Source organism: Mycolicibacterium novocastrense, from assembly GCF_001570485.1.
Taxonomy (GTDB): Bacteria; Actinomycetota; Actinomycetes; order Mycobacteriales; family Mycobacteriaceae; genus Mycobacterium; species Mycobacterium novocastrense.
In genome coordinates, this window is sequence record NZ_BCTA01000061.1 from 1 (window position 1) to 25716 (window position 25716).

The window sequence follows — 25716 nt, forward strand, 5'->3', positions numbered from 1 at the left end:
AAACTCGCGCACAACAAAGGCAAGAGGTGGAAGCGGCACAACAACACTCCTCAATCAAAACGAGTGCTGTTGCATCGACCCCCTGAACCGAAGCGAGTAACCGCCTCAGAAACCGTAGCCTCGACGCGATGGCGCGAAGGTCGCTACTTGGCGGCCCGCTTCGGGGTGATCAGCGCCAGCTTCGTCATCAACGTGTTCATCCGCTTCAGCGCCTTGGGCGAATTGTTGTAGTAATTGCCGCCCGCACCGACATTCGTTCGCGGCGCGACCACGACCTCCTGGCGGCAGTACTTGCGCAAGCCCTCCGCCCCGCCGAACCGCGCGCCCAGACCCGACGTCTTCCACCCGCCCATCGGCGCCGTCGTGCACATCAGGTTCGAGATGACGTCGTTGATGTTGACGGCACCGCAATCCAGTTCGACCGCAATGTCGTTGGCCCGCTCGATGTCCTTGGAGAACACCGCGGCGCTCAACCCATACGGGCTGTCGTTGGCCAGCCGGATGGCCTCGTCCACACTGGCGACCTTCATGATCGGCAGCGTCGGCCCGAACGTCTCCTCTGTCATGCAGAGCATCGAATGGTCCACGTCGACGAGGACCGTGGGTGGATAGAAGCTGCCTTCGCCCTCGGGCCGCTTACCGCCGGTCAACGCCCGCGCACCCTTGGCCAGCGCATCGTCGACGTGCCGGGCGGCGACGGCGACCTGCGACTCGTCGATCATCGAACCGAAGTCGAAGCCTTCGCCCGCACCCATCTTGAGCTTCTCGACGTCGCGCACCACCGCGGCGACGAACTCGTCGTAGACGGATTCGAGCACGTACACGCGCTCCACCGACACACACGTCTGCCCGGCGTTGAAGAACGCACCCCACACCGCGGCGTGCGCGGCCAGGTCGATGTCGGCGTCCTCGAGCACGATCATCGGGTCCTTGCCGCCGAGTTCGAGGCTGACCGGGGTGAGCCGGCGAGCGGCGCGCTCCATGACCTTCGCACCCGTGGCGCTGGAGCCGGTGAACTGGATGAAGTCGGCGTTGTCGATGACGGCCTCGGAGACCTCACGGGCGCCTTGCGCCAACGCCAGCACCTCCGGCGCCCCCGAGTCCAGCCAGCCGCGCAGCAGCAGCTCGGCCGTCAGCGGCGTGCGCTCCGACGGTTTGAGCAGCACGGCGCAGCCCGCCGCGAGCGCACCGATGGCGTCCATCAGGGCATTGGCCACCGGATAGTTCCACGGCGCGATGATCCCCACTACGGGGCGGGGCCGGTAGTGCACCTCGATCTTCTTGATCGACAGGAACGGGAGCGGAGCGGGACGCTTCTCGGGCGCCAGCGCCTTGTCCATGGTCTTGATGTAGTACGACGCGATCATGATCAGCAGCGGCACTTCCTGCGCCGCGTCGACGGCTGACTTGCCGGTCTCCTTGATCAGCAGCGACTCGATCTCGTCGCGGAGCTCGCCGAGCCAGATGGCGTAGCGGGCCAGCACCTTGGCCCGGCCCTTGGCGCCGCGGGCCTCCCACTGCCGCTGCGCCTCGCGCAGGCCGGCCGCGATGCGCGGCACGTCGGCGGGATCGGTCCATCGCACGGTGCCCGCGACGGCTCCGGTCGCGGGATTGCGGATTGTGCTGGTCTCGGGCAGCTCAACGTCGGACGTCGCAGTCATGACCCCATGCTAACCGTCGTGTGTGATCTAGATCGCACGGGGGTTGACAGGTGTCAAGTTTGCGGGGGCCTGTTCATGATCCGGTCGAGCGCCTGCAGGCTGTCCGAGATCGGGTCACCGGGTAGCGGGGTGCCGTGAGATGCGCTGATCAGCACGCCGACGATCGCTCCGGCCAGCACGCGCCGCTCGAGGGGGGCGGTCGGCGCGCCGCGACGTTTGGTCAGCGCCTCTTCGATCAGGCCGATCAACCGGACATATTCGGCGTAGAGCAGACCGGCCACCTCGGGCACGGTGTACATCAGCTGCTGTCCGATGATCGCCTCTTCGCGCTGCTCGGCGGTCAGCGAGTTGAACGTGGTCTCGACGGCGTGCCGGTAGGCGTCGATGACTGACATGTCCGCGGGCGCGGCGACGAACGCGTCGATGATCGGCGGGATGTGGTCATCGGAGATCAGCACCGCTTCTTTGGTCGGGAAGTAGCGGGAGAAGGTACGCGGCGAGATGTCGGCGGCAGCGGAGATCTGCTCGACGGTGGTGGCCTGGTAGCCCCGCTCCTGGATCAGCCGAAACGCTTCACGTCGGATCGTCGCGCGGGTTCGAAGCTTCTTTCGCTCGCGCAAGCCCAAAGGCTTATCAGACAACGCCATCACCCAATTGTTGCATCGCGTCGAGTTAGCCAGGTGAGGCCGCCGAGGGATCGCGCACCCCGCTGTGGTCGCGCCGGGCGATGAGCGCGGCGGCCCACACGACCGCCCAGCCGAGCAGAACGCCGCCGACCACGTCGGTGAAGTAGTGGAAGGTGACGGCGACTCCGAGCATCGCCAGCGCCACGGCGAGAACCGCGGTCACCACGACCCACCAGGCCGCACCGGCCACCACAACGGCCAGCCCCCACACGATGGTCGTCGCGGTGAGATGTCCACTCGGATAGGCGAGCCCACCTCCCTTCTCCCGGCCGAAGATCGGTTTGAGCACCCGGACGGCGGCGATTCCGACCACCGGCGCGACGACAGTCACCAGCGCCAGCCACCACCGGCGTTGCAGGCACGCCGCGGCAAGAACCACGACAGCCGCGGCGAACAGCACGCGGGTGTCAGCGATCACGGCCAGGCGCCGCACCGGGGTGTCGCCCAAATCCTGGAACCACGCGTCGACCGGCGTCGAGGATTTGCCGACCACCCAGCCGAGCAGCAGCATCGCCCCCAGCGCGAGCGCCGGCCACCACCGGGTCACGTGATTCCGCGGATGTAGGCCGCCTGGCCGAGGTGTTGGGCGCCGTCGTCGATGATGCTCACCAGCCGCACGCTCGCCGTCACCGGTGGGTCCCAGTTCTCGTCGACGACGCGGCTCAGTTCTTCGGAGGTGACCGACGCGATGTACTCCAGCGTCGCCTTGTGCACGGCGTGCGCGTAGCCCGCGAGCAGATCCGCCGGGGCGCGGACGCGGCCCACCTCCTCGGGGCTGTGCCCGTAACCCATGTCTTCGCGGGGCAGGTCGAGCCCGAACCGGTCGACCCACCCGTCGCGCAACCAGACCTGCTCGGTGCCGGCGAGGTCGGCGAGCTGAAGGTCCTGTTGACGGGCGCTGTGCCACACCAACCACGCGATGCTGTTGGCGGTCGGCGTGGGACGAAAGAACGCCGTCTCGTCGGTCAGCCCGTCGGTGAGGTTCTCCACGTGCTCGCTGAGCCGTGTGAACGCGTCGCGCAGAATCTCACGGGCCACAGCCACGTCTGAGTCAGCCATGGCCTCGACGGTATACGTCAGTCCGGTGGTCGCGCCCCGTGAAAGACGGCCTCGATGTTGTTGCCGTCCGGATCGCGGACGAAGGCGCCGTAGTAACCGGGGTGATACTCCGGCCACAGCCGCGGGGCGTGCAGCGACTCTGCGCCGGCCTGGACCGCGGCGTCGTAGAACGCCTCCACGGCATCGGTGTCGGCGGCCTGGAACGCGAAGTGCACCTCGCGGTTGGGACCCGCCGCGTCACCGGCGTTCATATCCGCGATCCAGAAGTCGGGTTTGCCGTCGCGGCCGTAGCCGATGGCGACCTGATAGTCGAGTTGGCGGCTGTAGCCGAGCACGCCCAGGACCGTGTCGTAGAACGCCTTCGATCTCTGGAAGTCCGCGCAGTTGATTCCGAAGTGATCGATCACGGGCACATCGTAGATTCGACGTATGACATACGAACTCGTCATCAGGGGCGGCACCATCGTCGACGGCCTCGGAGGTGAGCCGTTCGTCGGCGACGTGGCGGTTTCGGCAGGAGTGATAGCGGCCATCGGGCAGGTCGACGAGCCCGGCACGCGGGAGATCGATGCGGCGGGCCTCCTGGTCACCCCCGGTTTCGTCGACCTGCACACCCACTACGACGGCCAGGCCATCTGGTCGGACCGGCTGACCCCGTCATCGGCGCACGGTGTGACCACCGTGGTGATGGGCAACTGCGGGGTGGGCTTCGCGCCGTGCCGGCCCGAGGACCACGACGTACTCGTCGACGTGATGGCCGGGGTCGAGGACATCCCCGGTGTGGTGATGGTCGACGGCCTGCCGTGGCACTGGGAGACGTTCCCGGAGTTCCTCGACGCCTTGGAAACGCGGCATCGAGACATTGATGTGGCAGCGCTGTTGCCGCACTCGCCACTGCGGGTGTACGTGATGGGGCAGCGCGGTGTCGACCGCGAACCGGCCACCGCCGAGGACCTGGCGATGATGCGCAAACTCGCCGCCGAAGCCGTTCAGGCCGGCGCGCTGGGCTTCGCGTCGTCGCGGTTCACGCTGCACAAGACCGAGAGCGGGCGGCCGATTCCCAGCTATGACGCCGATCGCGCCGAGATCGAGGCCATCGCCCGCGGAGTCGACGACGCCGGTGGCGGGCTGATCCAGTTCGTGCCCGATCTGGTGGCCGGCGACTACGAACCCGTGCTGCGGACGGTGTTCGAGGTCGCCGCCGAGGTCGGCCTGCCCGTGACGTTCACGTTGGCGATCGGCAACGCCGGTGACCCGTTCTTCCTCGACGCGCTGACCATGGTCGAGAAGGCCAACATCGACGGCGGCGAGATCACCGCGCAGATCTTCCCCCGGCCGATCGGGTTGGTGTTGGGCCTGGAACTGTCGGGCAATCCGTTCGTGATGTACCCGAGCTATCAGGAGCTGGCCTCCTTACCGTTGGCCGAACGTGTCGCCGAGATGCGTAAACCCGAGGTGCGGCAACGGATTCTGTCGGATCAACCGGCGGGAGAGGGTCACCCGCTGATGTTCGCGGCGCAGGCGTTCGAGTGGATGTTCCCGCTCAGCGATCCACCGAACTACGAACCGCCGCAGTCCGAAAGCATTGCGAGCCGCGCCCGGGCCAGGGGCGTGAGCCCGCTCGAGGAGGCCTACGACCGGCTGCTCGACAACGACGGTCACGCCATGCTTCTGGTGACGCTGGCCAACTTCCGCGACGGAACCCTGGACACGGTCGCAGAGCTGATCCGTCGCGATGATGTGGTGCTCGGGCTCGGTGACGGCGGCGCGCACTACGGAATGATCTGCGACGCAAGCTTTCCCACGTACATGCTGACGCACTGGTCGCGGGACCGCGCGGCCGGCCGGCTGGCGGTCGCCGAGGCGGTGCGCGAACTGACCTCGGTGCCGGCCCGGGTCGCCGGCCTGGCCGATCGCGGCCGGATCGCCGTCGGGTACAAGGCCGACCTCAACGTCATCGACCACGACGCCCTGCGCCTGCACCGGCCGGTGATCGCCTATGACCTCCCCGCTGGAGGCCGGCGTCTGGACCAAAGCGCCGAGGGATACGTCGCGACCGTGGTGTCCGGCGAGATCATCGCCGAGAACGGGACTCCCACCGACGCGCGTCCCGGCAAGCTGATCCGGGGCCGTCGACCCGCGCCCACCGCATGACCCGCTGTCAGACCGCTGAGCGGTCGCGGCGCAGCGCGGGGTGCTGACGGCTGAGCGTCCTGAGTAGCAACTGGCGCGGGAACGCTTGTAGCAGGCGGGTACTCAGCACGTTCTGGCGTCCGGCGATCACGGAGCCGCGGTCGCGTTCGAGCGCCTCGACGCCGATCCTGGCCACCTCGCGCGACGGCAGCCACATGAACTTGGGGAAAGCCGCCGCGAAAGCGCGCTCGTCCATGCCGGCCGCCCGGAGGAACTCGGTGCGCACCGGCCCGGGCGCGAGCATCGCGACGGTGACGCCGGTGCCCTCCAGTTCGGCCCGCACACCTTCGGTGTAGGTCTTGACGAACGCCTTCGTTCCCGCGTAGCCCGCCTGGCCGGGGAACCCGTGATAGCCGGCGGTGGACCCGACGTTGAGGATCGCGCCGCGACCGCGGGGCACCATCTGCTGGACCGCGCGGGTGGTGAGGTCGATGACGGCCTCGACGTTGACGCGTACCTGAGCGATCTCCTCGGCCACAGGCGATTTCGTCACTGATCCGATCGTGCCGATCCCCGCGTTGTTGACGAGGATGTCGACGGTCAGCCCGCGGTCGGCGATCTGGTCGAAGAGGACCGCCCGGGCGTCGGGGTCGGCGACGTCGCACGCGATGGTCTCGGCGCGGACAGTGTCGCCGAGTTCGGTGGCCAGGTCCCGCAACCGGTCCTCGCGGCGGGCGACGAGGGTGACGCCGTGGCCACGCGCGGCCAGCTCGCGGGCGATGTCGGCGCCGATGCCCGCCGAAGCCCCGGTGACGACGGCTGTGGTGGTGGACGAAGGCTGCGGTAAAGGCATACACGAACCTAACGCGCCGCAGCGCGGACGTATTCTCGCCCTATGAGCGTGAAGGTGGATCTCGACCGGTTGACCGACGTACTGGCCGACTTCGGTTTCGCCTATCTGATCTCCGTCGGCGACGACTACCGCGCGCACACCGTCGCCGTCGATCCGGTGTTGCGCGACGGCAGGTTCGACGTCGGCACCGTCGGTCGGCACACACGGGAGAACACCGACCGCCACGGTGACGTCACCATCGTCTGGCCGCCGAGCGAGCCTGGTGGATATTCGCTGATCGTCGACGGCCAGGCGCACCGGGCCGGCGAGGCGTTGTCGGTCCAGCCGTCGCGCGCGGTACTGCATCGCAAGGCCACGCCGGAGTCGCCGTCGACGAGCCCGGACTGCCTGCACGACTGCGTGCCGCTCAAGGAGTGACCCCCGTCGCCCACACCCCGCGCCGAGGGTGGGCTTGTGTCACGGTTCGCGGCGAAATCGCGTGCGGGTAACCCACGTTCGGCGAGGAAACGAAAGAGCCCGGCCCCCTTGTGAGGAGCCGGGCTTTTCCGTAATGACCGGGACTTAGAAGTCCATGCCGCCCATGCCGCCGGTCGGGTCGGCCGGACCAGCGGCCGCCTTCTCCGGCTTGTCGGCGACGACAGCCTCGGTGGTCAGGAACAGCGCCGCGATGGACGCCGCGTTCTGCAGCGCCGAACGCGTCACCTTGACCGGGTCGGCGACGCCGGCCTTGAGCAGGTCCTCGTACTCGCCGGTCGCGGCGTTGAGGCCGACGCCCTTCTCCGAGTTGCGGACCTTCTCGGCCACCACGCCGGGCTCCAGGCCACCGTTGAAGGCGATCTGCTTCAGCGGAGCCTCTAGCGCCACGCGGACGATGTTCGCACCGGTGGACTCGTCGCCCTCCAGCTTGAGCTCGTCCAGCGCCGGGGAGGCCTGCAGCAGGGCCACGCCACCGCCGGCGACGATGCCCTCCTCGACGGCCGCCTTGGCGTTGCGGACGGCGTCCTCGATGCGGTGCTTGCGCTCCTTGAGCTCGACCTCGGTGGCAGCGCCGGCCTTGATCACCGCAACACCGCCGGCCAGCTTGGCCAGGCGCTCCTGCAGCTTCTCGCGGTCGTAATCGCTGTCGCTGTTCTCGATCTCGGCGCGGATCTGAGCCACGCGGCCGGCGATGGCGTCGGAGTCACCGGCGCCCTCGACGATCGTGGTCTCGTCCTTGGTGACGACGACCTTGCGCGCCTTGCCCAGCAGCGAGACGTCGGCGGTCTCGAGCGACAGACCGACCTCTTCGCTGATGACCTGACCACCGGTGAGGATGGCCATGTCCTGCAGCATCGCCTTGCGGCGGTCACCGAAGCCCGGGGCCTTGACGGCGACGGACTTGAAGGTGCCGCGGATCTTGTTGACGACCAGCGTGGACAGGGCCTCGCCCTCGACGTCCTCGGCGATGATCAGCAGCGGCTTGCCGGACTGGATGACCTTCTCCAGCAGCGGCAGCAGATCCTTGACGGTCGACACCTTGGACGACACGAGCAGGATGTACGGGTCCTCGAGGACCGCTTCCTGACGCTCGGCGTCGGTCACGAAGTAACCCGAGATGTAGCCCTTGTCGAAGCGCATGCCCTCGGTGAGCTCGAGCTGCAGGCCGAAGGTGTTGGACTCCTCGACGGTGATGACACCCTCGTTGCCGACCTTGTCCATGGCCTCGGCGATCAGCTCACCGATCTGGGTGTCGCCGGCCGAGATCGCGGCGGTGGCGGCGATCTGGTCCTTGGTCTCGACCTCCTTGGCCGACTTCAGCAGCGTCTCGGTGATCTTCTCGACGGCCTTCTCGATGCCGCGCTTGAGGCCGAGCGGGTTGGCGCCGGCCGCGACGTTGCGCAGACCCTCGCGCACGAGCGCCTGGGCCAGCACGGTGGCGGTGGTGGTGCCGTCGCCGGCGACGTCGTCGGTCTTCTTGGCGACTTCCTTGACCAGCTCAGCGCCGATCTTCTCGTACGGGTCCTCCAGCTCGATCTCCTTGGCGATGGACACACCATCGTTGGTGATCGTGGGGGCGCCCCACTTCTTCTCCAGGACGACGTTGCGACCCTTGGGGCCCAGCGTCACCTTTACCGCGTCGGCGAGGCTGTTGAGGCCCCGCTCGAGGCCGCGGCGGGCCTCTTCGTCATACGCAATTGTCTTGGCCATTGCGAAGTGTTCCTCCGGATTGGGGATGGCACGTCTGCGGTCGGGTGCAGTGCCCGCGACGGACGGCTGGGGTGTGCTCCCGCAGGTGCGGCCCCTGCCTCACCGGCCCGACCTAGCACTCGCCGGTCGCGAGTGCCAACTGCCTTTCTAGCACTCGGGCATGGCGAGTGCAAGATCGCATGCGACCCGTTCAGGCCGCTCGCAGGCCGTCCAGCACCACCTCGGTGAGCCGCTGGGCTTGCTCGGGGCTGGCGTCTTGGATCGCGAAGCAACCGGCGAGGATCGCCTTCACGTCGCGCACGTCGACGTCGCGCCGCGCGGTCCCGGCGTCCTGGGCCGCCTTCAGCAGGCCGGCGAGGAATTCGAGGAAGGTCCGCTCGGTCTGCGGGATGACTTCCGCGACGTCGATACCCTCCCCCGCGATGGCGTCCTTCAGGCCGCGATCGGCCGCTCCCCAGTGCAGGACCAGCGAGCGCAGCACGACGAACAGCGCCTCCCCGGGCGGCACGCCCTCGGTCAGGGTCCGTCCCTCCGCGACGAGGCTCTCGATCCGGTTCTCGACGACCGCGCGGTACAGGTCCACCTTGGTCGGGAAGTGGCGGTACACCGTTCCGGCGCCGACGCCGGCGCGGCGGGCGATCTCGTCGATGGGCACCGATAGCCCGTCGGCCGCGAAGGCGTCGTAGGCGACCTCCAGCACGCGGGCACGATTGCGCAGGGCATCGGCGCGTAGGGGTCGGTCGATCGCACTCACATCATCACCTCGGGGATGGGGCGTTCGTTCCGCATATCGCAAGGAACCGGAGTGCCCGCTCCGGTTAACACTGTACCGAGGAGGGGGTCATGCCATCACAAACCCGGTATCCACGACGGTCGGACAGTGGCAGGGTGGGTAGGGATGTCGCTCGTCGATCCCCGCCAGGTGCCGCCCTACCCACCTCCGCGATACACCGCGCCTGAACCGGAGGCCAGCGCCTGGGTGCGACGCGGCACCGAGCCAGCCGACTACGACTCGTTCGGGCTCGTGAAGTACCACTACCTCGCCGACCAGAACGCCACCGAGGGCGACTACGGGCTGTACCGCGTCGACATCGCACCGAACGGCGGCGGACCGGGACCCCACTTTCACCGCGCGATCTCGGAGGCCTTCTTCGTGCTGTCGGGGACCGTGCGGCTCTACAACGGCACCGAGTGGCTCGACGGCAATCCCAACGACTTCTTCTACGTGCCGCCCGGGGGCATCCACGGCTTCCGCAACGAGGCCGATGCGCCGACGTCGCTGTTGATGCTGTTCGCTCCCGGCGCGCCGCGCGAGCATTATTTCGAGGGTTTCGCCGCATTGGGCGACTTGACCGACGACGAGCGCCGGACGTGGTTCATCCGCAACGACAACTTCTTCATCGAGTGACCAGCCGCGCGGCCAGATACGGCGCCGTTCGGCTGCCCTTCGCCCGACTCACCTTGTGCGGTGTGCCCGCCGCGACGACGCGGCCGCCGTCGTGTCCCGCACCCGGTCCGAGGTCGATCACCCAGTCCGCCCCGGCGACCATCCGCATGTCGTGTTCGGCCACCACCACCGTGTTACCCGCATCGACAAGGCGATGCAGTTGCCCGTCGAGCAGATCCACATCCGCCGGATGCAGGCCGGTCGTCGGCTCGTCGAGGACGTAGAGCGTGTGGCCGCGACGGGGCCGCTGCAGTTCCGATGCCAGCTTGATGCGCTGGGCCTCCCCGCCGGACAGTTCGGTGGCGGGCTGGCCGAGACGCAGATATCCCAGCCCGACCTCCCGCAGCGTTGCCAGGCTGCGGGATGCGCCCGCGATGTCCCCGAGAAACTGTGCGGCCTCGTCGACGGTCATGGCCAGGACGTCGGCGATGGTGTGGTCGCGGTAGCGCACCCGCAGCGTGGCTTCGTTGTAGCGGGCGCCTCCGCAGGTCGGGCAGGTGGCGTAAGTGCCTGGCAGGAACAGCAGTTCGACCGATACGAAGCCCTCTCCCTGGCAGGTCTCGCATCGGCCTTCTGCGACGTTGAACGAGAACCGGCCCGCCGTCCAGCCCCGGCGACGCGCCGCCGGGGTCGCGGCGAACTCCCGTCGCACGGCGTCGAACAGGCCGGTGTAGGTCGCCAGGGTCGAACGCGGGGTGCGCCCGATCGGCCGCTGGTCGACAGCGACCAGTCGATCGATCGCATCGACGCCCTCGGCCGTCACCCCGATGCTGGCGTCGCGATCGAGATCGACAACCTCGGCGTCGGAATCATCGCTGTCGCTGTCACTTTCGGCCAGGCCCACGGCGCGGCCCAGATGACGGTTCACCACATCACCGAGCACCTTGACCACGAGCGTCGACTTCCCCGAGCCGGAGACGCCGGTGACCGCGGTGTAGACGCCCAGCGGCAGGTCCACGTCCACGCCGCGCAGGTTGTGAAAACCGATACCCCGCAATCGAAGCCAGGCCGACGGCCCGCGGGTGGTCCGCGGTTCGGGCGCCTCGGCATCGAACAGGTAGCGACGCGTGATCGACCCGTCGACATCCTTCAGGCCGTCGACGGGCCCGCTGTAGAGCACCCGCCCTCCGAGCTCGCCCGCGCCGGGGCCGACGTCGACGATCCAGTCGGCGCGGCGCACGACGTCCATGTCGTGTTCGACGATGAACAGTGAATTGCCGGCTCGCCGAAGGCGATCCAGCACGTCGAGCAGCGGCTCCGCATCGGCGGGGTGCAGGCCGGCCGACGGCTCGTCCAGCACGTAGAGCACCCCGAACAATCCGGCTCGCAACTGCGTGGCCAGTCGCAGCCGCTGCAGTTCACCCGGCGACACGGTCGGGGTGCGACGGTTCAGCGTCAGATACCCGAGGCCGAGGTCGATGAGGACGCCGATGCGCGCGACCAGATCGGCGGCGATCATCGTGGCAACCTCGGTGTGCTCTCCGGACTCTGTCGACTCGAAGGCGGGGGCGACATCGGTGCGGGACGCGGTCGGTCGCAGCGCATCGGCGAGTTCGACCAGCGGCATCGCCACATAGTCGGCGATGGTCCGACCCGCGAACGTCACCTTCAGTGCCTCGGGCCGCAAGCCCGAGCCGTGGCACAACCCGCAGTCCACGCTGTCGACGTACTGCAGCACGCGGCGGCGCATCATCGCGCTCTGCGAGTTCGCCAACGTGTGCCTGACGTGACGTTCGGCACTGGAGAAGGTCCCGTTGTAGTAGTACTCCGCGGTGACCGGATGTTGGCTCGGATCGATCTCGACGGTCGGCTGCTCGTCGGTGAACAAAATCCAATCACGTTGACGCTTGGGCAGTTTCCGCCACGGCTTGTCGATGTCGAACCCGAGCGTGATGAGGATGTCGCGCAGGTTCTGTCCCTGCCAGGCACCCGGCCACGCGGCCACGGCGCCCTCGCGGATGGTCAACGAGGGATCCGGCACGAGCGTCTGCTCGGTCACCTCGTGGATCCGGCCGAGGCCGTGACACTTCGGGCAGGCACCGACGGCCGTATTCGGGGAGAACGCGTCGGAGTCGAGTCGTTCGGTGGCGCCGCGCGGATACGTCCCGGCGCGGGAGAACAGCATCCTCAGGAGGTTGGACAGGGTGGTGACGGTGCCGACCGTGGATCGTGACGTGGCCGCCCCCCTGCGCTGCTGCAACGCCACGGCAGGGGGCAGCCCGGTGATGTCGTCCACCTTGGGCGCGCCGGTCGGCAGCAGCAGTCGTCGCGCGTACGGGGCGACCGACTCGAAGTACCTGCGCTGCGCCTCGGCGTAGATGGTGCCGAAGGCCAGCGACGATTTGCCGGAACCGGAGATACCGGTGAACGCCACCAGCGCGTCGCGCGGTGCGGCGACGTCGACGCCACGTAGGTTGTGTACGCGGGTACCGAAGACACGAACGCACGGATCGATGTCGTCGTCGCTGGGCGCAGTGGGGGTTGCCGACATGGTTGGCGCAGAGTACCCACGTCGCGCCACCACAAGCACCGTGTTTGCTGGAGGACATGTCCCTGCGGGTCGTGACGCCCCGTCGGCCGCTGGGTGCTCAGAAGTGGATCGCAGCCGCCGGCGACGCTCGACACACCGGCTGTCCGGCGACACGCCACACAGAGATGCGCGGCCGTAATCCGTTGCGTTAGGCTGCTGTCCGATCAGTGAGGAGTCTTTGGGTGCGGGCAGACACAGCGCCCGACACCCAGGCTTTGCGAGGCTGGCAGCGTCGGGCATTGGTGCGGTATCTTGGCGCCAAACCGCGCGATTTCCTCGCCGTGGCCACCCCGGGTGCGGGTAAGACGACGTTTGCCCTGCGCGTGGCCGGCGAGCTGTTGGCCGACGGCACCGTCGAGCGCGTCACCGTCGTCGTGCCGACCGAGCATCTCAAAATCCAGTGGGCGCTGGCCGCCGCCAGGCTCGGCCTGTCCCTGGACCCGAAGTTCTCCAACAGCGCCGCGCACCACTCCTCGGAGTACCACGGCGTCGTCGTCACCTATGCCCAGGTGGCCAGCCACCCCACCCGGCACCGGGTGCGCACCGAGAACTACCGCACCCTTGTCATCTTCGACGAGATCCACCACGGCGGCGATGCGAAGAGTTGGGGCGAGGCGATGCGCGAGGCGTTCAACGACGCCACCCGCCGACTGGCGCTGACCGGCACCCCGTTCCGCAGCGACGACAGCCCGATCCCGTTCGTCACCTACGAACCCGACGGCACCGGGGTGATGCGCTCGCGCGCCGATCACGTCTACGGGTACTCCGACGCGCTGGCCGACGGCGTGGTGCGGCCCGTGGTGTTCATGGCCTATTCCGGCGAGGCCCGCTGGCGTACCAGTGCCGGTGAGGAGTACTCGGCGCGGCTCGGCGAACCGCTCAACGCCGAGCAGACCGCGCGGGCCTGGCGCACGGTACTCGACCCGAACGGCGAGTGGATCCCGGCGGTGCTGCAGGCCGCCGACACCCGGCTCAGCCAGCTGCGCAACGGCGGGGTGCCCGACGCGGGCGCGATGGTGATCGCGTCGGACCAGAAGGCCGCCCGCGCCTACGCCAAGGTGTTGACGACGCTGACCGGCGAGGCGCCGACGCTCGTCCTGTCCGACGACCCCGGTTCCTCGGACCGCATCGCCGAATACGCGGCGGGCACGAGTCGTTGGCTGGTCGCGGTGCGCATGGTCTCCGAGGGCGTCGACGTGCCCCGCCTGGCCGTCGGCGTATACGCGACATCCGCGTCCACCCCGCTGTTCTTCGCCCAGGCGATCGGCCGCTACGTCCGCTCCCGGCGGCCCGGAGAGACCGCAAGCATCTTCCTGCCGTCGGTGCCCGCGCTGCTCGACCTGGCCAGCGAGATGGAGGCACAGCGCGACCACGTGCTCGGCAAACCGCACCGCGAGTCGCAGGGCGAGTGGGACGACGCGGCCCTCGAGGACGCCAACAAGAAGAAGGACGAGCCGGGCGAGCCCGACAACGGCTTCGAGATGCTGGGTGCCGACGCCGAGCTCGACCAGGTGATCTTCGACGGCTCCTCGTTCGGCACCGCGGCGGCCGTCGGCAGCGAGGACGAGGCCGACTACCTCGGCATTCCCGGCCTGCTCGCCCCCGACCAGATGCGGGACCTGTTGCGGCACAGGCAGGAACAGCAACTGACCCGTCAGACCGCCTCCGGTGAGGTGCCGCGGGTCTCCACGCACGGCCAACTGCGCGAACTGCGCAAGGAACTCAACACGCTGGTGTCCATCGCACATCACCGCACCGGCAAACCGCACGGCTGGATCCACAAGGAACTGCGCCGGATCTGCGGCGGCCCGGCGGTCGCGGCGGCGACGACCGATCAGCTACGCGCCCGCATCGAGGCGGTACGCAAGCTGCAGTCCTAGCCACCCCGTGTGGGCCTAGCCGCGCGCCTCGGCGATCGAAGCGAGGTTCTTCAGCGAGTTGTCGAGGTGCTGCGGCTCGAACGGCGGGAACTCGATGTCGCGCATGTGCGGCGCCACGTTCGACCAGTCGTAGGTCAGCGTGACCGCCGTCTGCGCCGGCCCCGAAGCTTCGAGGTCGTATCGCCAGATCCAGCCGCCCCATTGCAGCTCGGTGCCATTCATCAGATAACCGCGCTGCTCGGGACCCTGGCCCGGCTGCCAGGCGATGGCACGCGGCCGGTCGAGAACCTCGACCCGGTTGGCCATCTCGTAGTACTTCTCGGGATGGTTGTCGTGGTACATGCCCATCCGGAACACCTGGCCGACCCCGGTCAGGCGTTCACCGTCGAGCGGCTCGCGTACCCATCCGGTGCCGTCGATCGCCTGGTGCGTCGACGGGTCGGCGAGCACCTCGAACACGGTCTCGATCGGGGCGTTGACGGTTGTGGTCGCGTGGACGCGTTGTTCTGTCATGTCGATACAGACCGCGGCGGGCCCGAAAAGTCATCGTCAGAACACCCCACACCCGGCCACCCCACACACCCAAGAGCTGATCAGCAGCAGCGGCCACAGCACGACGGCCACGACCAGAGCCGCGATGTTGGCGAAGATCGTGAAGTCGCCGGACAGCGCCGCCTCGAGCTGTCCGATCAGCTCGATGTGAAACGCCGCATACACGACTCCGATCACGATGTAGACCAACGTGATCCACAGCATCAGCTCCAGGTAGGTGTTGATACCGCGCTGCAGCAACATCTGCTGCACCCGCTCCCACATCGATGCCCCCTACAGTCCGAGAAGCTGCGGCAGGTCGGCCACGGAGTCGATCACATGATTCGGTTGCATCGCGAATTCATCTGCCGCCCAACGATCCAACGTATCCTGCCGGAACTTGCCCGTACGCACCAACACGCCGGTCATACCGACCACCTGCGCTGCCAGCACGTCGTTGTTGAGGTCGTCGCCGACCATGTACATCTCGTCGGGTTCGACCCCGAGCCGCCTCGCCGCGGCGAGGAAGCCCTCGGGGGCGGGCTTGCCGACCGCGGTGGCCTTGCGCCCGGAGGTCTCCTCCATGCCGAGCAGGTACATGCCGGTGTCCACGCGCAACCCGTCGGTCGTCGTCCATGCGGTGCTGCGATGCATCGCGACCACCGGCACGCCGTGGGCCATCCAGTCGTAGACCCACGACAACGTCAGGTGGCTGTACTCCGGGCCCGCACCGCCAAGCAGGATGACGTCCGGGGTCTCCGGTGCGCGCGGACCGCTGTACTCGTGCGAATAGACGATGTCGATGCCGGGCATGTCCTCGGCGATCTGCCCGCTGTTGACGAGGAAGCACCGCGCATCGGGATACCGGTCGCGCACGTATTGCGCGGTCAGCACCGCGGCGGTGATGACCTCATCGGGGCGGACGGCCATCCCCGCTGCGGAAAGCAGTTCGGCGATCTGCACGCGGGTCTTGGTCGTCGTATTGGTCAGGTAGGCGCAGGCAATCTGGTTGTCGGTCAACGTCGCGACGGTCTGGGCCGCACCTTCGATCGGGCGCCACGAGGTCACCAGCACGCCATCGATGTCGAACAGCACCCCACCGATAGCCATGGCCCGACAGTAAACGGCGCATGCGTCAGCGCAAATCGGGGAGGCCGCGCGAATTCGAGTAGTCGCCTACGCTAGTGCGCCGTCGGCGCTCGTCGAAAACTATCCCTTACCAGGGCCGATAACGGCCACAGATTTCGAGGTGAGGGGTGGGCGATGCCAGTCGTAGGCGAACGAGCGGTGGTCCTCGGCGCGAGCATGGCGGGCCTGCTCGCCGCCAGAGTGCTCGCGGACAGCTACCGGACCGTCACCGTGGTAGAGCGAGATGCCCTGCCCACCGAACCGACGCCCAGGCGTGGAGTCCCTCAGGGCAGGCTGATCCACGCCCTGCTCGCGCGCGGAGCACAGGTGCTCGAGGAGTTGTTGCCTGGCATCCTCGACGAACTCGTCGCGGACGGCGCAGTCAAGTGGGACGGCGACTTCTCCAAGCTCTACGTCTCTCCCGGTGGTCACCGGCTCGTGCAATCTGGCCGATGCCCGTCTCCCGACTCGATGCCGTTCTACTTCCAGAGCCGGCCGTTTCTGGATTGGCATGTGCTGCGGCGCATGCGCGACGTTCCCAACGTGACGATCCTGGAGCGCCACGACGTGGTCTCTCTGTCGGCGACCGCCGACCGTAGCCGGGTCATGGGTGTTGACGTGATCGACCGTGACACCCGCGAGGTGTCGATGCTCGACGCCGACCTGGTCGTCGACGCGACCGGGCGTGGCTCCCGCACACCGTTGTTCCTCGAGCAGTTGGGCTATGACCGGCCGCCGGTGGACGAAGTGGTTGTGCGGTTGACTTATGCCTGCCAGCCGGTGCGCATCAGGCCGGGCGCGATCGCGGAGCACTTCATCGCGATCATGCCGGAGCACGGCAGGCCCCGGATGTTCGCGGCCGCGTGCTACGAGGACGACGCGACGATGTTCGCGATCGGAGCCATGGCGGGCCACGAGGTGCCGGACACGGCCGATGAAATGCGCGATTTCGTAGCCGATTTCGTGCCGGCAAATGTGTTAGCCGCCCTCGCGAACGCCGAACCCCTTGGGCCGGTGGTGAACTACCGGGTGCCGTCCAACCGCTGGCGCCGCTACGACAAGCTGCGCCGGTTACCCGACGGGTTGCTGGTGCTCGGCGACGCGGTTTGCAGCTTCAATCCGATCTACGGACAGGGCATGACCGTCGCGGCCGTCGAGGCGACCGTGCTGCGAGACTGCCTGCGGCACGGCAACGACGATCTGGCCCGCCGCTTCTTCCGATCCAGCGTCAAGCCGATCCGCATCGCGTGGCAGACCGCCGTCGGATCGGATCTGGCGTTGCCCGAAGTCGAAGGGACTGCGCCGCTGTCGATACGGCTCAGCAACGCCTACCTGGACCGCGTGTTGACGGCATGCGAGACGGACGAGGCCGTCACGCTGCGATTCCTGCGCGTGCTCGGCATGGTGGATCCGCCGGCGAAACTCTTCTCACCCTCGTTCATGTGGCGGGTCCTGCGAGCCCAGGGGTCCGGTTATCGTCGCATCCAAGCCGTGTCGGCCACCCACGGCGACGCCTCCGCCACGGTCGACCATGCCAGTGCGGCGGGTACATCGATCACCTGATAGTGCTTGACCCCGGCGGCCGTCGCCGCCACCAGTGTCGCCACCCCCGCACGCCGCTGCATCCAGGTCTGCCGCACGGTCCAGCCGATGATGCCCGAGACGTCGATGCAGTCGCGGCGGCGCTGCAGGCTCCCCGTGCGCGCGACGAACCAACCGTCGCCAACGCGGTGCCCCAACGACCGTGCGCGGTCGAACGCGAGCAGCGCGCAACACCCGGTGAGCAGGAGCCAGAGCACCCACACCCATAGCGGCGGCGACGCGACCAGGGTCGGCGCCACCAGCAGCGCCACCGCCACCGCAGCGGGCAGCGCCATCGCCCGGGTCCAGCGCCTTCGAGAGGCGACCGGGCCGTGTGCGCGAAGCGGCCCGGTCACCGCGTCGGGGCGCTCGATCAGACCCGTCAGGACTTCGTCGGCGGTGCGCTTGGGACAGGGCGGCAACAACAACGACGATTCACCCTCGCCGCCGACGCCGGTCATCACGGCGTCGAGGCGGGCGCCGCCGAACAGCCTCACCAGCAACGGTTCCCGCAGCGTGCCCCCGCGCAGGCGGCGCATGTCGAAAGTGTGTTCGCGGATGCGAATCAGCCCGTACTTCAGATGCAGCACCTCGAAGTCGCGTCGCAGTTCGAGGTTGCCGTAGGTCAACAACGACTGCAGCACCGAGAGCACGACGGAGGCCAGCAGCAGTACCGTCGCCCCCAGCGCGATGCCCGCCGCCGCCCCGAGACCCCTGGCCGTGTCGAGCCACGACTGGGCCAGGCCCGATTCGTGCACGCCGGTGTCGACGCCCACCTGATACACCACGCCGACCGCGGCGGCGATCATCGCCAGCCCGGTGAAGCTCAGCGGGCTGTAGCGCAACCACGACGGCGTCCACCGCGCAAGCACGCGACCGGGCGCCGATGGCTTGTCCTCCTCTGCCGCAAGGGATTCGGCCAGCAATAGTGCGCGCAGCCTGCCGACCTGGTCGGTGGGCACGGCGTCGAGCGCGAATGCGGCGTCGCCCCTGGCCTCCTGGCCGGTGCTGACCCGCAGCACCGTCAGACCCAGCAACCGGTGCAGCAGTCGGGCGTCGGTGGATACCGACCGAATCCTGTTGCGCGGCACCGAGAGCACCTTGCGTTGCAACACACCGGTGCGCAACTGCACGTCGCTCGGCCCGACGCGGTAGGTGGTGGTGAACCAGCGGGCCAGGCCGACGGCGACGGTGATCCCCAATACCGCAACGGCCAGAAGCGGGTTGCCGGTCGCCGTCCCGAGCACCAGCGTCCCTGCGATCACCGGAATCTGGCGCACCACCTCGTGCACGGGGTGCACCAACAGCATCCGGGGGCTCAGACGCTGCCACTGCTCGGCAGGGGGCTGTGCCCAACCGACGTCTGTCACGTCGCGTCCTCGGTTCCCAGCGCGGCGATGTCGGTGAGCCGGGCGACGACCGCGTCGGCCACCTCGGTGTCCAGCGCGATGATGCGGACCGCGCCCGCCGACGACGCGGTCGTCACCGTCACGTTGGCGAGCCCGAACAACCGGTCCAGCGGACCGCGTTCGGTGTCGACGGTTTGCACGCGCGAGATCGGCGCGATGCGGCGCTCCTGAGTCAGCCAACCGGTGCGGGTGTACACCGCGCGCGGATCGATGGCCCACCGGTGCACCCGGTAGCGCCACCACGGGACGACGACGACGAACAGCAGGATGCCGAGCAGCGTGCCCAGCGCCGCGAGCGCATGCACCCACCACGGGCGCGGGTCGACCGCGTACCACACCAGTTGGCCGAGCACCAGGAACGACCACGGGATCGCCGCGCCGATCGCCCATACCAGCGGGGCCTTGCGACTCGGCTTGTTCGCGGGGTCCGAGAAATCCACGAGATCGGTCATCAGGGGTCAGCCTAGGTAACCGCGAGCCCATCGGCCGCTGAGTATGTTGATCGTCATGGGCAGCAAATGGACCGTGGCCGACATTCCGGACCAGTCCGGGCGGACCGCGATCGTGACCGGCGCGAACAGCGGGCTCGGTTATGACACCGCGGCCGCCCTGGCCGGCGCGGGCGCCACGGTGGTGCTCGCGGTGCGCAACCTCGACAAGGGCAACGAGGCTCTCGACCGCATCAAAAGGTCGAACCCCGAGACCGCGGTCAGCGTGCAGGCACTCGACCTGTCCTCGCTGGACAGCGTGCGCAGGGCCGCCGACGACCTGCGCGCCGCGCACCCGCGTATCGATCTGCTGATCAACAATGCGGGCGTGATGTACGTGCCGACCCGCGAGACCACCGAAGACGGTTTCGAGATGCAGTTCGGCACCAACCACCTCGGCCACTTCGCGTTGACGGGCCTGCTGCTGGACAACCTGCGCAGCGTCGAGGGGTCACGTGTCGTGACGGTCAGCAGCGTCGGCCACCGGATCATGGCCCGAATCCGCTTCGAGGACCCCCACTTCGAGACCGGATACAACAGGGTGCAAGCCTATGGACAGTCCAAGCTGGCCAACCTGCTGTTCACCTTCGAACTGCAGCGGCGCCTGGCGGCCGCTGGCGCTCCGACCATCGCGACCGCCGCCCACCCCGGCTTCTCAGACACCGAATTGATGCGCTACATACCGGTTTTCGTACCGGACATCGTGTGGAAGATCTTCACCCAGCCCGCAGACAAGGGTGCGCTGCCGACGCTTCGCGCGGCCACCGACCCGAATGCGCAGGGTGGCCAGTACTACGGCCCCGACGGGATCGGCGAGGTGAAGGGCCATCCGAAACTCGTTGCCTCGAGCGCACAATCGCGCGACCAAGACATTCAGCGCCGGTTGTGGAACATGTCCGAGGAACTGACCGGCGTCACGTACCCCGTCTGATGCGAACCGTCGAGGAACATCAGCGCGTGGTCGCCGCGTTGATCACCGCCCGCTCACCGGTCGCCGTGCCCATCGCCGACGCGCTGGGCCTGGTGTTGGCGCAAGACGTCGTCGCGCCGCTGTCGCTGCCCGGCTTCGACAACTCCGCGATGGACGGGTACGCCGTCATGGTCGACGACGTGGCGTCGGCCACGCCCGAAAACCCGGTCCGGCTGCCCGTGGCCGAGGACATCCCCGCCGGCCGCACCGACCTTCTGACACTGAAACCCGGTACGGCGCACCGGATCATGACCGGCGCGATGCTTCCGGCGGGTGCGACGGCGGTGGTGCCGGTGGAGGCGACGAATGCGGCGGTCGACACCGTGGAGATCCGCTCGGCCGCCAGAGACGCCCAGCACATCCGGCGCGCCGGTGAGGACGTCACGGCCGGTACGGCCGTGCTGCGCGGCGGGCAGGTCGTCGCACCGGCCGCACTCGGATTGGCCGCCGCACTGGGCCTTGCCGAGCTGACCGTGATACCGCGCCAGCGCGTGCTGGTGATGTCGACCGGCACCGAACTCGTCGCGCCCGGCACACCGCTGGCACCCGGTCAGATCTACGAATCGAACGCGGTGATGCTCGCGGCGGCGCTGCGCGACGCCGGTGCCGACGTGGTGGCCTCCCCCATGACCGGCGACGACGTCGCATCCTTCCGCGCGGCCCTGGCGGAGCACACCGGTGACGCCGACCTGATCATCACGACGGGCGGGGTGAGCGCGGGTGCGTACGAAGTCGTCAAGGACGCACTCGCGGGAGGCGTCGAGTTCGTCAAGGTCGCCATGCAACCGGGCATGCCGCAGGGTTGCGGCGTCGTCGACGGCGTTCCGATCGTGACCCTGCCCGGCAACCCGGTCAGCGCGCTCGTGTCGTTCGAAGTGTTCCTGCGGGCGCCGCTGCGCGCCGCGATGGGGCTGCCCAACCCCGCCCGGCCCCGCCGCTCGGCCGTGCTGACCGAGGACCTCACCTCGCCACGCGGGAAACGCCAGTTCCGCCGCGGCGTGCTGGATGCCGCCGCTGGCACGGTGACCAGCTACGGCCCGCCCGCCTCGCACCACCTGAGGTGGCTGGCCTCGGCGAACTGTCTGCTGGAGATCGCCGAGGATGTCGACGCACTCCCGGCCGGGTCGACGGTTCAGGTGTGGGACCTGACCTGACCCCCGCAATCTCCGCGCCGAGGCGGCGCATGCCTCGATTGAGCCCCGGCCCGTAGAATCGCGGGACGATGGCCAGACGCCCCGACCTGAAATCCGGCCCCGCGCGGCTTTTGGCGCTGGCCCGTACCACGATCCCGCCGATGCATCCGGCGGGGCTGCCCTTCGTCGGCGCAAGCCTGGCGCTGGCCGCTCTCGGGAGCAGGAACCGGTGGCTACGCGGCGCCGGGCTCGCGTCGGCCGCGGCCAACGCGGCGTTCTTCCGCCACCCGCCGCGCGTACCGCCCACCAGGCCGGGCCTGGTCGTCGCCCCCGCCGACGGATTGATCTGCCTGATCGAGGAAGCCGCGCCGCCGGCCGAACTCGGTTTACCCCCAACACCATTGCCCCGCATCAGCATCTTCTTGTCGGTCTTCGACGCTCACGTGCAGCGGGCCCCGATCAGTGGTGAGGTCGTCGCGGTCGAGCATCGCCCGGGCTTGTTCGGCTCGGCTGAGCTGGAAGCCGCCAGCGAGGACAACGAACGAAACAGCGTGCTGATCCGCGCCGCCGACGGCGTCGAGGTGATCGCCGTACAGATCGCCGGTCTGGTGGCGCGTCGCATCGTGTGCGAGGCGCAGGTCGGCGACGAACTCGCGATCGGGCAGACGTACGGGCTGATCCGCTACGGGTCGCGGTTGGACACATACCTGCCTGCCGGCTCGCGCATCCTGGTGACGGTGGGCCAGCGCGCGTTGGCGGGTGAGACGGTATTGGCCGAGCTGGAGCCCGATATCGCCGGCCGGGCGGCTCCGGCATGATCCGGCCCCGCATCAAGCGCTCCGTCGTCAGCCTGCGCATCCTGCCCAGCGCGATGACGGTCGCCGCAATCTGTCTCGGGCTGAGCGCGGTCAAGATGGCGCTGGACGACCGGCCGACCGAGGCGATGGCGTTCCTGGCGGTCGCCGCGATACTGGATGCGCTCGACGGCCGCATCGCGCGCGCACTGGGGGCGACGTCACGGATGGGCGAGGAGATCGATTCGCTCGCCGATGCCGTGAACTTCGGCGTCGCACCGGCTTTCATCGTCTACGGGACGCTGTTGTCCAAGTCCGAGGTCGGCTGGATCGTGGTGCTGGTGTACGCGGTGTGCATCGTACTGCGCCTGGCCCGATTCAACGCGATGCTCGATGTCGACAAACCGGACTACGAGAAGAAGTACTTCGTCGGCATGCCCGCCCCGGCGGGCGCGATCGGCGCGATCGGTCCGCTGGCCGCCAAAATGCAGTTCGGCGACGGCTGGTGGACCTCCGAACCCGCCGTCGTGATCTGGATGCTCGGCGTCTCGGTGCTGGTGGTCAGCACGATCCCGATGCGCAAGATCCACACGTTCTCGGTGCCGCCCAACATGGTCGCGCCGCTGCTGGCGCTCGTGGCGATCGGCGTCGCCGCCGCGATCCTTTACGGCTACTTGGTGATCCTGATCATTATCGCCGCTTACGTCCTGCACATCCCGTTCGCCATCCGCACCCGCCGGTTTTTGGCCGCGCACCCCGAGGTCTGGGATGACAAACCACGCCAGCAGCGCGCCGCCCGCCGGGCCATCCGCCGGGCCCAGCCACACCGCCGGTCGGTGATGCGCCTGGGCCTGCGCCGACCCGGCTCTCGACATGACTGAACTGCAGGCCGACCGGCCGGCTCCCCGCGCACATCTCACGCTGACCGCGCGGTTGAACACCTCGGCGCTCGACTCACGCAGGGGTGTGGTTCGCCTGCATCCGGAAGCCATTGCCGCGCTGGGTATTCGCGAGTGGGATGCGGTGTCGCTGACGGGTTCGCGCACCACCGCCGCGGTGGCCGCCGAGGCGCCTGCCGGTGTTCCCGCGGGCACCGCGCTGCTCGACGACGTCACGCTGTCGAATGCCGGGCTGCGGGAGGACACCACCGTTCTCGTCGCACCCGTGACGGTTTACGGCGCGCGGTCGGTGACGTTGTCCGGCTCCCGGCTGGCCATCCAGTCGATTTCGCCGGCCACGCTGCGACAAGCGTTGCTGGGCAAGGTGATGACGGTCGGCGACACGGTGTCGCTGCTGCCTCGGGAGCTGGGGCCCGACATACCGTCCTCGCGCGCAACCGCGGCGCTTGCCTCGTCGGTCGGCATCACCTGGACATCCGAATTGTTGACGGTCACCGGCACCGACCCCTCCGGACCCGTGAGCGTGCAACCCAATTCGGCGGTCTGCTGGGCGGACGGCGCACCGTCCGAATCCGTCGCGCCGGCGTCGGACGCCGCGACCGGTCAGGTGGTGGTGACCACACCGGATAAATCGCAGCCGGCGTTGAGCGTCGACGACCTCAAGGGTTCTCAAGCCGAGGCGCAGCGCCTCACCGAATGGCTCAAGCTCGCGCTCGATCAGCCCGAGCTACTTGAAACACTGGGCGCCACAGCCAATCTCGGTGTTCTGGTGTCGGGCCCCGCCGGTGTCGGCAAGGCGGCGCTGGTGCGCGCCGTCTGTGCCGACCGGCGACTGGTCGAACTCGACGGACCGGAGGTCGGCTCGCTGCGCGCCGAGGACCGGAAGGCGAGCGTGGCCTCGGCGGTGGCCACCGTGCGCGACGGCGGCGGAGTGCTGTTGGTCACCGACATCGACGCTCTGCTGCCGGCCGACGCAGAGCCGGTGGCCACGCTGATCCTCACCGAACTGCGCAACGCGGTCGCGACCCGCGGTGTCGCGTTCGTCGCGACGTCACAGCAGCCCGACAACGTCGACGCCCGGCTTCGTGCACCCGACCTGTGTGACCGCGAGCTCGGGCTGAGCCTGCCCGACGGCGCGATCCGCAAGCAGCTGCTCGAGGTGCTGTTGCGCGAGGTGCCGGCCAAGGATCTCAACCTCGACGAGATCGCCGAGCGCACACCGGGTTTCGTGGTCGCTGATCTGGCCGCGCTGGTCCGCGAGGCGGCGTTGCGGGCGGCGGCGCGCGCCAGCGCCGACGGTGAGCCGCCCGCCCTGGTCCAGGACGACCTGCTGGGCGCCACGACGGTCATCCGCCCGCTGTCGCGGTCGGCCACCGAAGAGGTGTCGGTCGGCTCGGTGACGCTCGACGACGTCGGCGACATGGCCGACACCAAGCAGGCGCTCACCGAGGCGGTGCTGTGGCCGCTGCAGCACCCCGACACCTTCGCGCGGCTCGGCGTGGCGCCGCCCCGCGGTGTGCTGCTCTACGGGCCGCCCGGTTGCGGCAAGACCTTCGTGGTGCGGGCGCTGGCCAGTTCGGGGCGGTTGTCGGTGCACGCCGTCAAGGGCGCCGAACTGATGGACAAATGGGTCGGCTCGTCGGAAAAGGCCGTGCGCGAACTGTTCCGGCGCGCCCGCGACTCGGCGCCGTCGCTGGTGTTTCTCGACGAGATCGATGCGCTCGCGCCGCGGCGCGGTCAGAGCTTCGACTCGGGCGTCACCGACCGCGTCGTGGCCGCGCTGCTGACCGAACTCGACGGCATCGAACCGCTGCGCGACGTGGTCGTGGTCGGCGCGACGAACCGGCCCGATCTGATCGATCCGGCACTGCTGCGTCCCGGCCGGTTGGAGAAGCTGGTATTCGTCGAACCGCCCGACGCCGAGGCCCGTCGCGAGATCCTGCGGACGGCGGGCAAGTCCGTTCCGCTGGCCTCACAGGGTGAGCAGGCCGTCGACCTCGACGCGCTGGCGGCGGATCTCGACGGCTACAGCGCCGCCGACTGTGTCGCGCTTCTGCGCGAGGCCGCGCTGACCGCGATGCGGCGCTCGATCGACGCCGCCGACGTCACCGCCGCGGACGTCGCGGCCGCACGCGAGGCGGTGCGCCCGTCGCTGGATGCCGCGCAGGTCGAGTCGCTGCGGGCGTTCAACGCGTCGCGCTGAACGCTTGACCTTTCTTGCGTCGAACGTGGATTACCCGCACACATTCGGCGTCGCAGATTCATACGGTCAGTGCAACATCCCTGGATTTGGAGGTTGCTCATGCCTAGTGGTTACCCGCATCCGCGGTCGATGCGTCGGGAGTTG

At 68.7% G+C, this 25716-nt stretch carries 24 protein-coding genes; 10 read left to right on the plus strand and 14 right to left on the minus strand.

What is annotated here, in order from left to right; genetic code table 11:
• Positions 1 to 143 precede the first annotated feature (143 nt).
• From RMCN_RS21165 to RMCN_RS21185, 5 genes are read right to left on the minus strand one after another with little or no spacing between them, the layout of a single operon-like run.
• A complete protein-coding gene (locus RMCN_RS21165; protein ID WP_067393344.1) occupies positions 144 to 1661 on the minus strand; it encodes an aldehyde dehydrogenase family protein in 1518 nt (505 codons plus the stop codon).
• 53 nt (positions 1662 to 1714) lie between these two features.
• A complete protein-coding gene (locus RMCN_RS21170; RefSeq protein WP_067393347.1) occupies positions 1715 to 2308 on the minus strand; it encodes a TetR family transcriptional regulator in 594 nt (197 codons plus the stop codon).
• A gap of 25 nt (positions 2309 to 2333) precedes the next feature.
• Positions 2334 to 2894, minus strand: a complete 561-nt coding sequence (locus RMCN_RS21175; protein ID WP_084377636.1) for a phosphatase PAP2 family protein — start codon at positions 2892 to 2894, stop codon at positions 2334 to 2336.
• Positions 2891 to 3406: a mycothiol transferase gene (locus RMCN_RS21180; protein ID WP_064416512.1), complete on the minus strand. Its 516-nt coding sequence runs from the start codon at positions 3404 to 3406 to the stop codon at positions 2891 to 2893. The genes RMCN_RS21175 and RMCN_RS21180 overlap by 4 nt, the downstream gene beginning before the upstream one ends.
• A 17-nt stretch (positions 3407 to 3423) precedes the next feature.
• The gene (locus RMCN_RS21185) at positions 3424 to 3813 is read right to left on the minus strand and encodes a VOC family protein (protein WP_067393349.1); all 390 of its coding nucleotides are present in this window, start codon (positions 3811 to 3813) and stop codon (positions 3424 to 3426) included.
• Between the two features lie 22 nt (positions 3814 to 3835).
• On the opposite strand from RMCN_RS21185, the gene RMCN_RS21190 reads away from it, so the two are divergent.
• Positions 3836 to 5560: an N-acyl-D-amino-acid deacylase family protein gene (locus tag RMCN_RS21190; protein WP_067393352.1), complete on the plus strand. Its 1725-nt coding sequence runs from the start codon at positions 3836 to 3838 to the stop codon at positions 5558 to 5560.
• Between the two features lie 7 nt (positions 5561 to 5567).
• Here the strand turns inward: RMCN_RS21190 and RMCN_RS21195 are convergent, their stop codons facing one another.
• Entirely contained in the window at positions 5568 to 6392 is an 825-nt protein-coding gene (locus RMCN_RS21195; protein WP_067393355.1) for an SDR family NAD(P)-dependent oxidoreductase, read from the minus strand.
• 42 nt (positions 6393 to 6434) lie between these two features.
• Between RMCN_RS21195 and RMCN_RS21200 the strand changes: the two genes are divergently transcribed.
• Entirely contained in the window at positions 6435 to 6809 is a 375-nt protein-coding gene (locus RMCN_RS21200) for a hypothetical protein (protein WP_067393358.1), read from the plus strand.
• A 144-nt stretch (positions 6810 to 6953) separates the two neighbouring features.
• On the opposite strand, the gene groL is transcribed toward RMCN_RS21200, so the two are convergent.
• Together groL and RMCN_RS21215 are read right to left on the minus strand one after the other, a co-directional pair.
• Positions 6954 to 8579 carry a chaperonin GroEL gene (gene groL, locus RMCN_RS21205; RefSeq protein ID WP_064351252.1) on the minus strand — a complete coding sequence of 542 codons (1626 nt, stop codon included), beginning with the start codon at positions 8577 to 8579 and terminating at the stop codon, positions 6954 to 6956.
• Positions 8580 to 8769: 190 nt separating this feature from the next.
• A complete protein-coding gene (locus RMCN_RS21215) occupies positions 8770 to 9333 on the minus strand; it encodes a TetR/AcrR family transcriptional regulator (RefSeq protein WP_067393361.1) in 564 nt (187 codons plus the stop codon).
• Positions 9334 to 9477: 144 nt separating this feature from the next.
• On the opposite strand from RMCN_RS21215, the gene RMCN_RS21220 reads away from it, so the two are divergent.
• Positions 9478 to 9987: a cupin domain-containing protein gene (locus RMCN_RS21220; protein WP_067393364.1), complete on the plus strand. Its 510-nt coding sequence runs from the start codon at positions 9478 to 9480 to the stop codon at positions 9985 to 9987.
• Here the strand turns inward: RMCN_RS21220 and RMCN_RS21225 are convergent.
• Positions 9977 to 12517: an excinuclease ABC subunit UvrA gene (locus RMCN_RS21225; RefSeq protein ID WP_067393366.1), complete on the minus strand. Its 2541-nt coding sequence runs from the start codon at positions 12515 to 12517 to the stop codon at positions 9977 to 9979. The two genes, RMCN_RS21220 and RMCN_RS21225, sit on opposite strands and share 11 nt — an antisense overlap.
• A gap of 221 nt (positions 12518 to 12738) precedes the next feature.
• Here RMCN_RS21225 and RMCN_RS21230 point away from each other — a divergent pair, with 221 nt between their 5' ends.
• Entirely contained in the window at positions 12739 to 14436 is a 1698-nt protein-coding gene (locus tag RMCN_RS21230) for a DEAD/DEAH box helicase (RefSeq protein WP_064416504.1), read from the plus strand.
• A gap of 15 nt (positions 14437 to 14451) precedes the next feature.
• Here the strand turns inward: RMCN_RS21230 and RMCN_RS21235 are convergent, their stop codons facing one another.
• The 3 genes from RMCN_RS21235 to RMCN_RS21245 are packed head-to-tail and all read right to left on the minus strand — an operon-like array spanning position 14452 to position 16077.
• The gene (locus tag RMCN_RS21235; protein WP_067393369.1) at positions 14452 to 14949 is read right to left on the minus strand and encodes an SRPBCC family protein; all 498 of its coding nucleotides are present in this window, start codon (positions 14947 to 14949) and stop codon (positions 14452 to 14454) included.
• Between the two features lie 36 nt (positions 14950 to 14985).
• Complete coding sequence (locus tag RMCN_RS21240; RefSeq protein WP_067393372.1) at positions 14986 to 15252, minus strand: addiction module protein; 267 nt, start codon at positions 15250 to 15252, stop codon at positions 14986 to 14988.
• Positions 15253 to 15261: 9 nt separating this feature from the next.
• Complete coding sequence (locus RMCN_RS21245) at positions 15262 to 16077, minus strand: HAD-IIA family hydrolase (RefSeq protein WP_067393375.1); 816 nt, start codon at positions 16075 to 16077, stop codon at positions 15262 to 15264.
• A 153-nt stretch (positions 16078 to 16230) separates the two neighbouring features.
• On the opposite strand from RMCN_RS21245, the gene RMCN_RS21250 reads away from it, so the two are divergent.
• Positions 16231 to 17658 (plus strand): FAD-dependent oxidoreductase, encoded by a 1428-nt coding sequence (locus RMCN_RS21250; protein ID WP_084377638.1) that lies wholly within the window; start codon positions 16231 to 16233, stop codon positions 17656 to 17658.
• On the opposite strand, the gene RMCN_RS21255 is transcribed toward RMCN_RS21250, so the two are convergent.
• Both RMCN_RS21255 and RMCN_RS21260 read right to left on the minus strand, forming a co-directional pair.
• The gene (locus tag RMCN_RS21255; protein WP_067393380.1) at positions 17568 to 18986 is read right to left on the minus strand and encodes a PH domain-containing protein; all 1419 of its coding nucleotides are present in this window, start codon (positions 18984 to 18986) and stop codon (positions 17568 to 17570) included. The genes RMCN_RS21250 and RMCN_RS21255 overlap by 91 nt on opposite strands.
• A 56-nt stretch (positions 18987 to 19042) precedes the next feature.
• Complete coding sequence (locus RMCN_RS21260) at positions 19043 to 19537, minus strand: PH domain-containing protein (RefSeq protein ID WP_067393382.1); 495 nt, start codon at positions 19535 to 19537, stop codon at positions 19043 to 19045.
• A 55-nt stretch (positions 19538 to 19592) separates the two neighbouring features.
• On the opposite strand from RMCN_RS21260, the gene RMCN_RS21265 reads away from it, so the two are divergent.
• From RMCN_RS21265 to RMCN_RS21285, 5 genes are all read left to right on the plus strand, one after another.
• A complete protein-coding gene (locus tag RMCN_RS21265; protein ID WP_067393392.1) occupies positions 19593 to 20504 on the plus strand; it encodes an SDR family NAD(P)-dependent oxidoreductase in 912 nt (303 codons plus the stop codon).
• On the plus strand, positions 20504 to 21697 hold the full coding sequence (gene moeA, locus RMCN_RS21270; protein ID WP_067393385.1) for a molybdopterin molybdotransferase MoeA: 1194 nt from the start codon (positions 20504 to 20506) through the stop codon (positions 21695 to 21697). The genes RMCN_RS21265 and moeA overlap by 1 nt, the downstream gene beginning before the upstream one ends.
• 68 nt (positions 21698 to 21765) lie before the next feature.
• Complete coding sequence (locus RMCN_RS21275; RefSeq protein WP_067393387.1) at positions 21766 to 22494, plus strand: phosphatidylserine decarboxylase; 729 nt, start codon at positions 21766 to 21768, stop codon at positions 22492 to 22494.
• Positions 22491 to 23351: a CDP-diacylglycerol--serine O-phosphatidyltransferase gene (gene pssA / locus RMCN_RS21280; protein ID WP_064415705.1), complete on the plus strand. Its 861-nt coding sequence runs from the start codon at positions 22491 to 22493 to the stop codon at positions 23349 to 23351. Before RMCN_RS21275 ends, pssA begins: the two co-directional genes overlap by 4 nt.
• Entirely contained in the window at positions 23344 to 25572 is a 2229-nt protein-coding gene (locus RMCN_RS21285) for an AAA family ATPase (RefSeq protein ID WP_067393389.1), read from the plus strand. The genes pssA and RMCN_RS21285 overlap by 8 nt, the downstream gene beginning before the upstream one ends.
• The last annotated feature ends 144 nt before the right edge of the window (positions 25573 to 25716 follow it).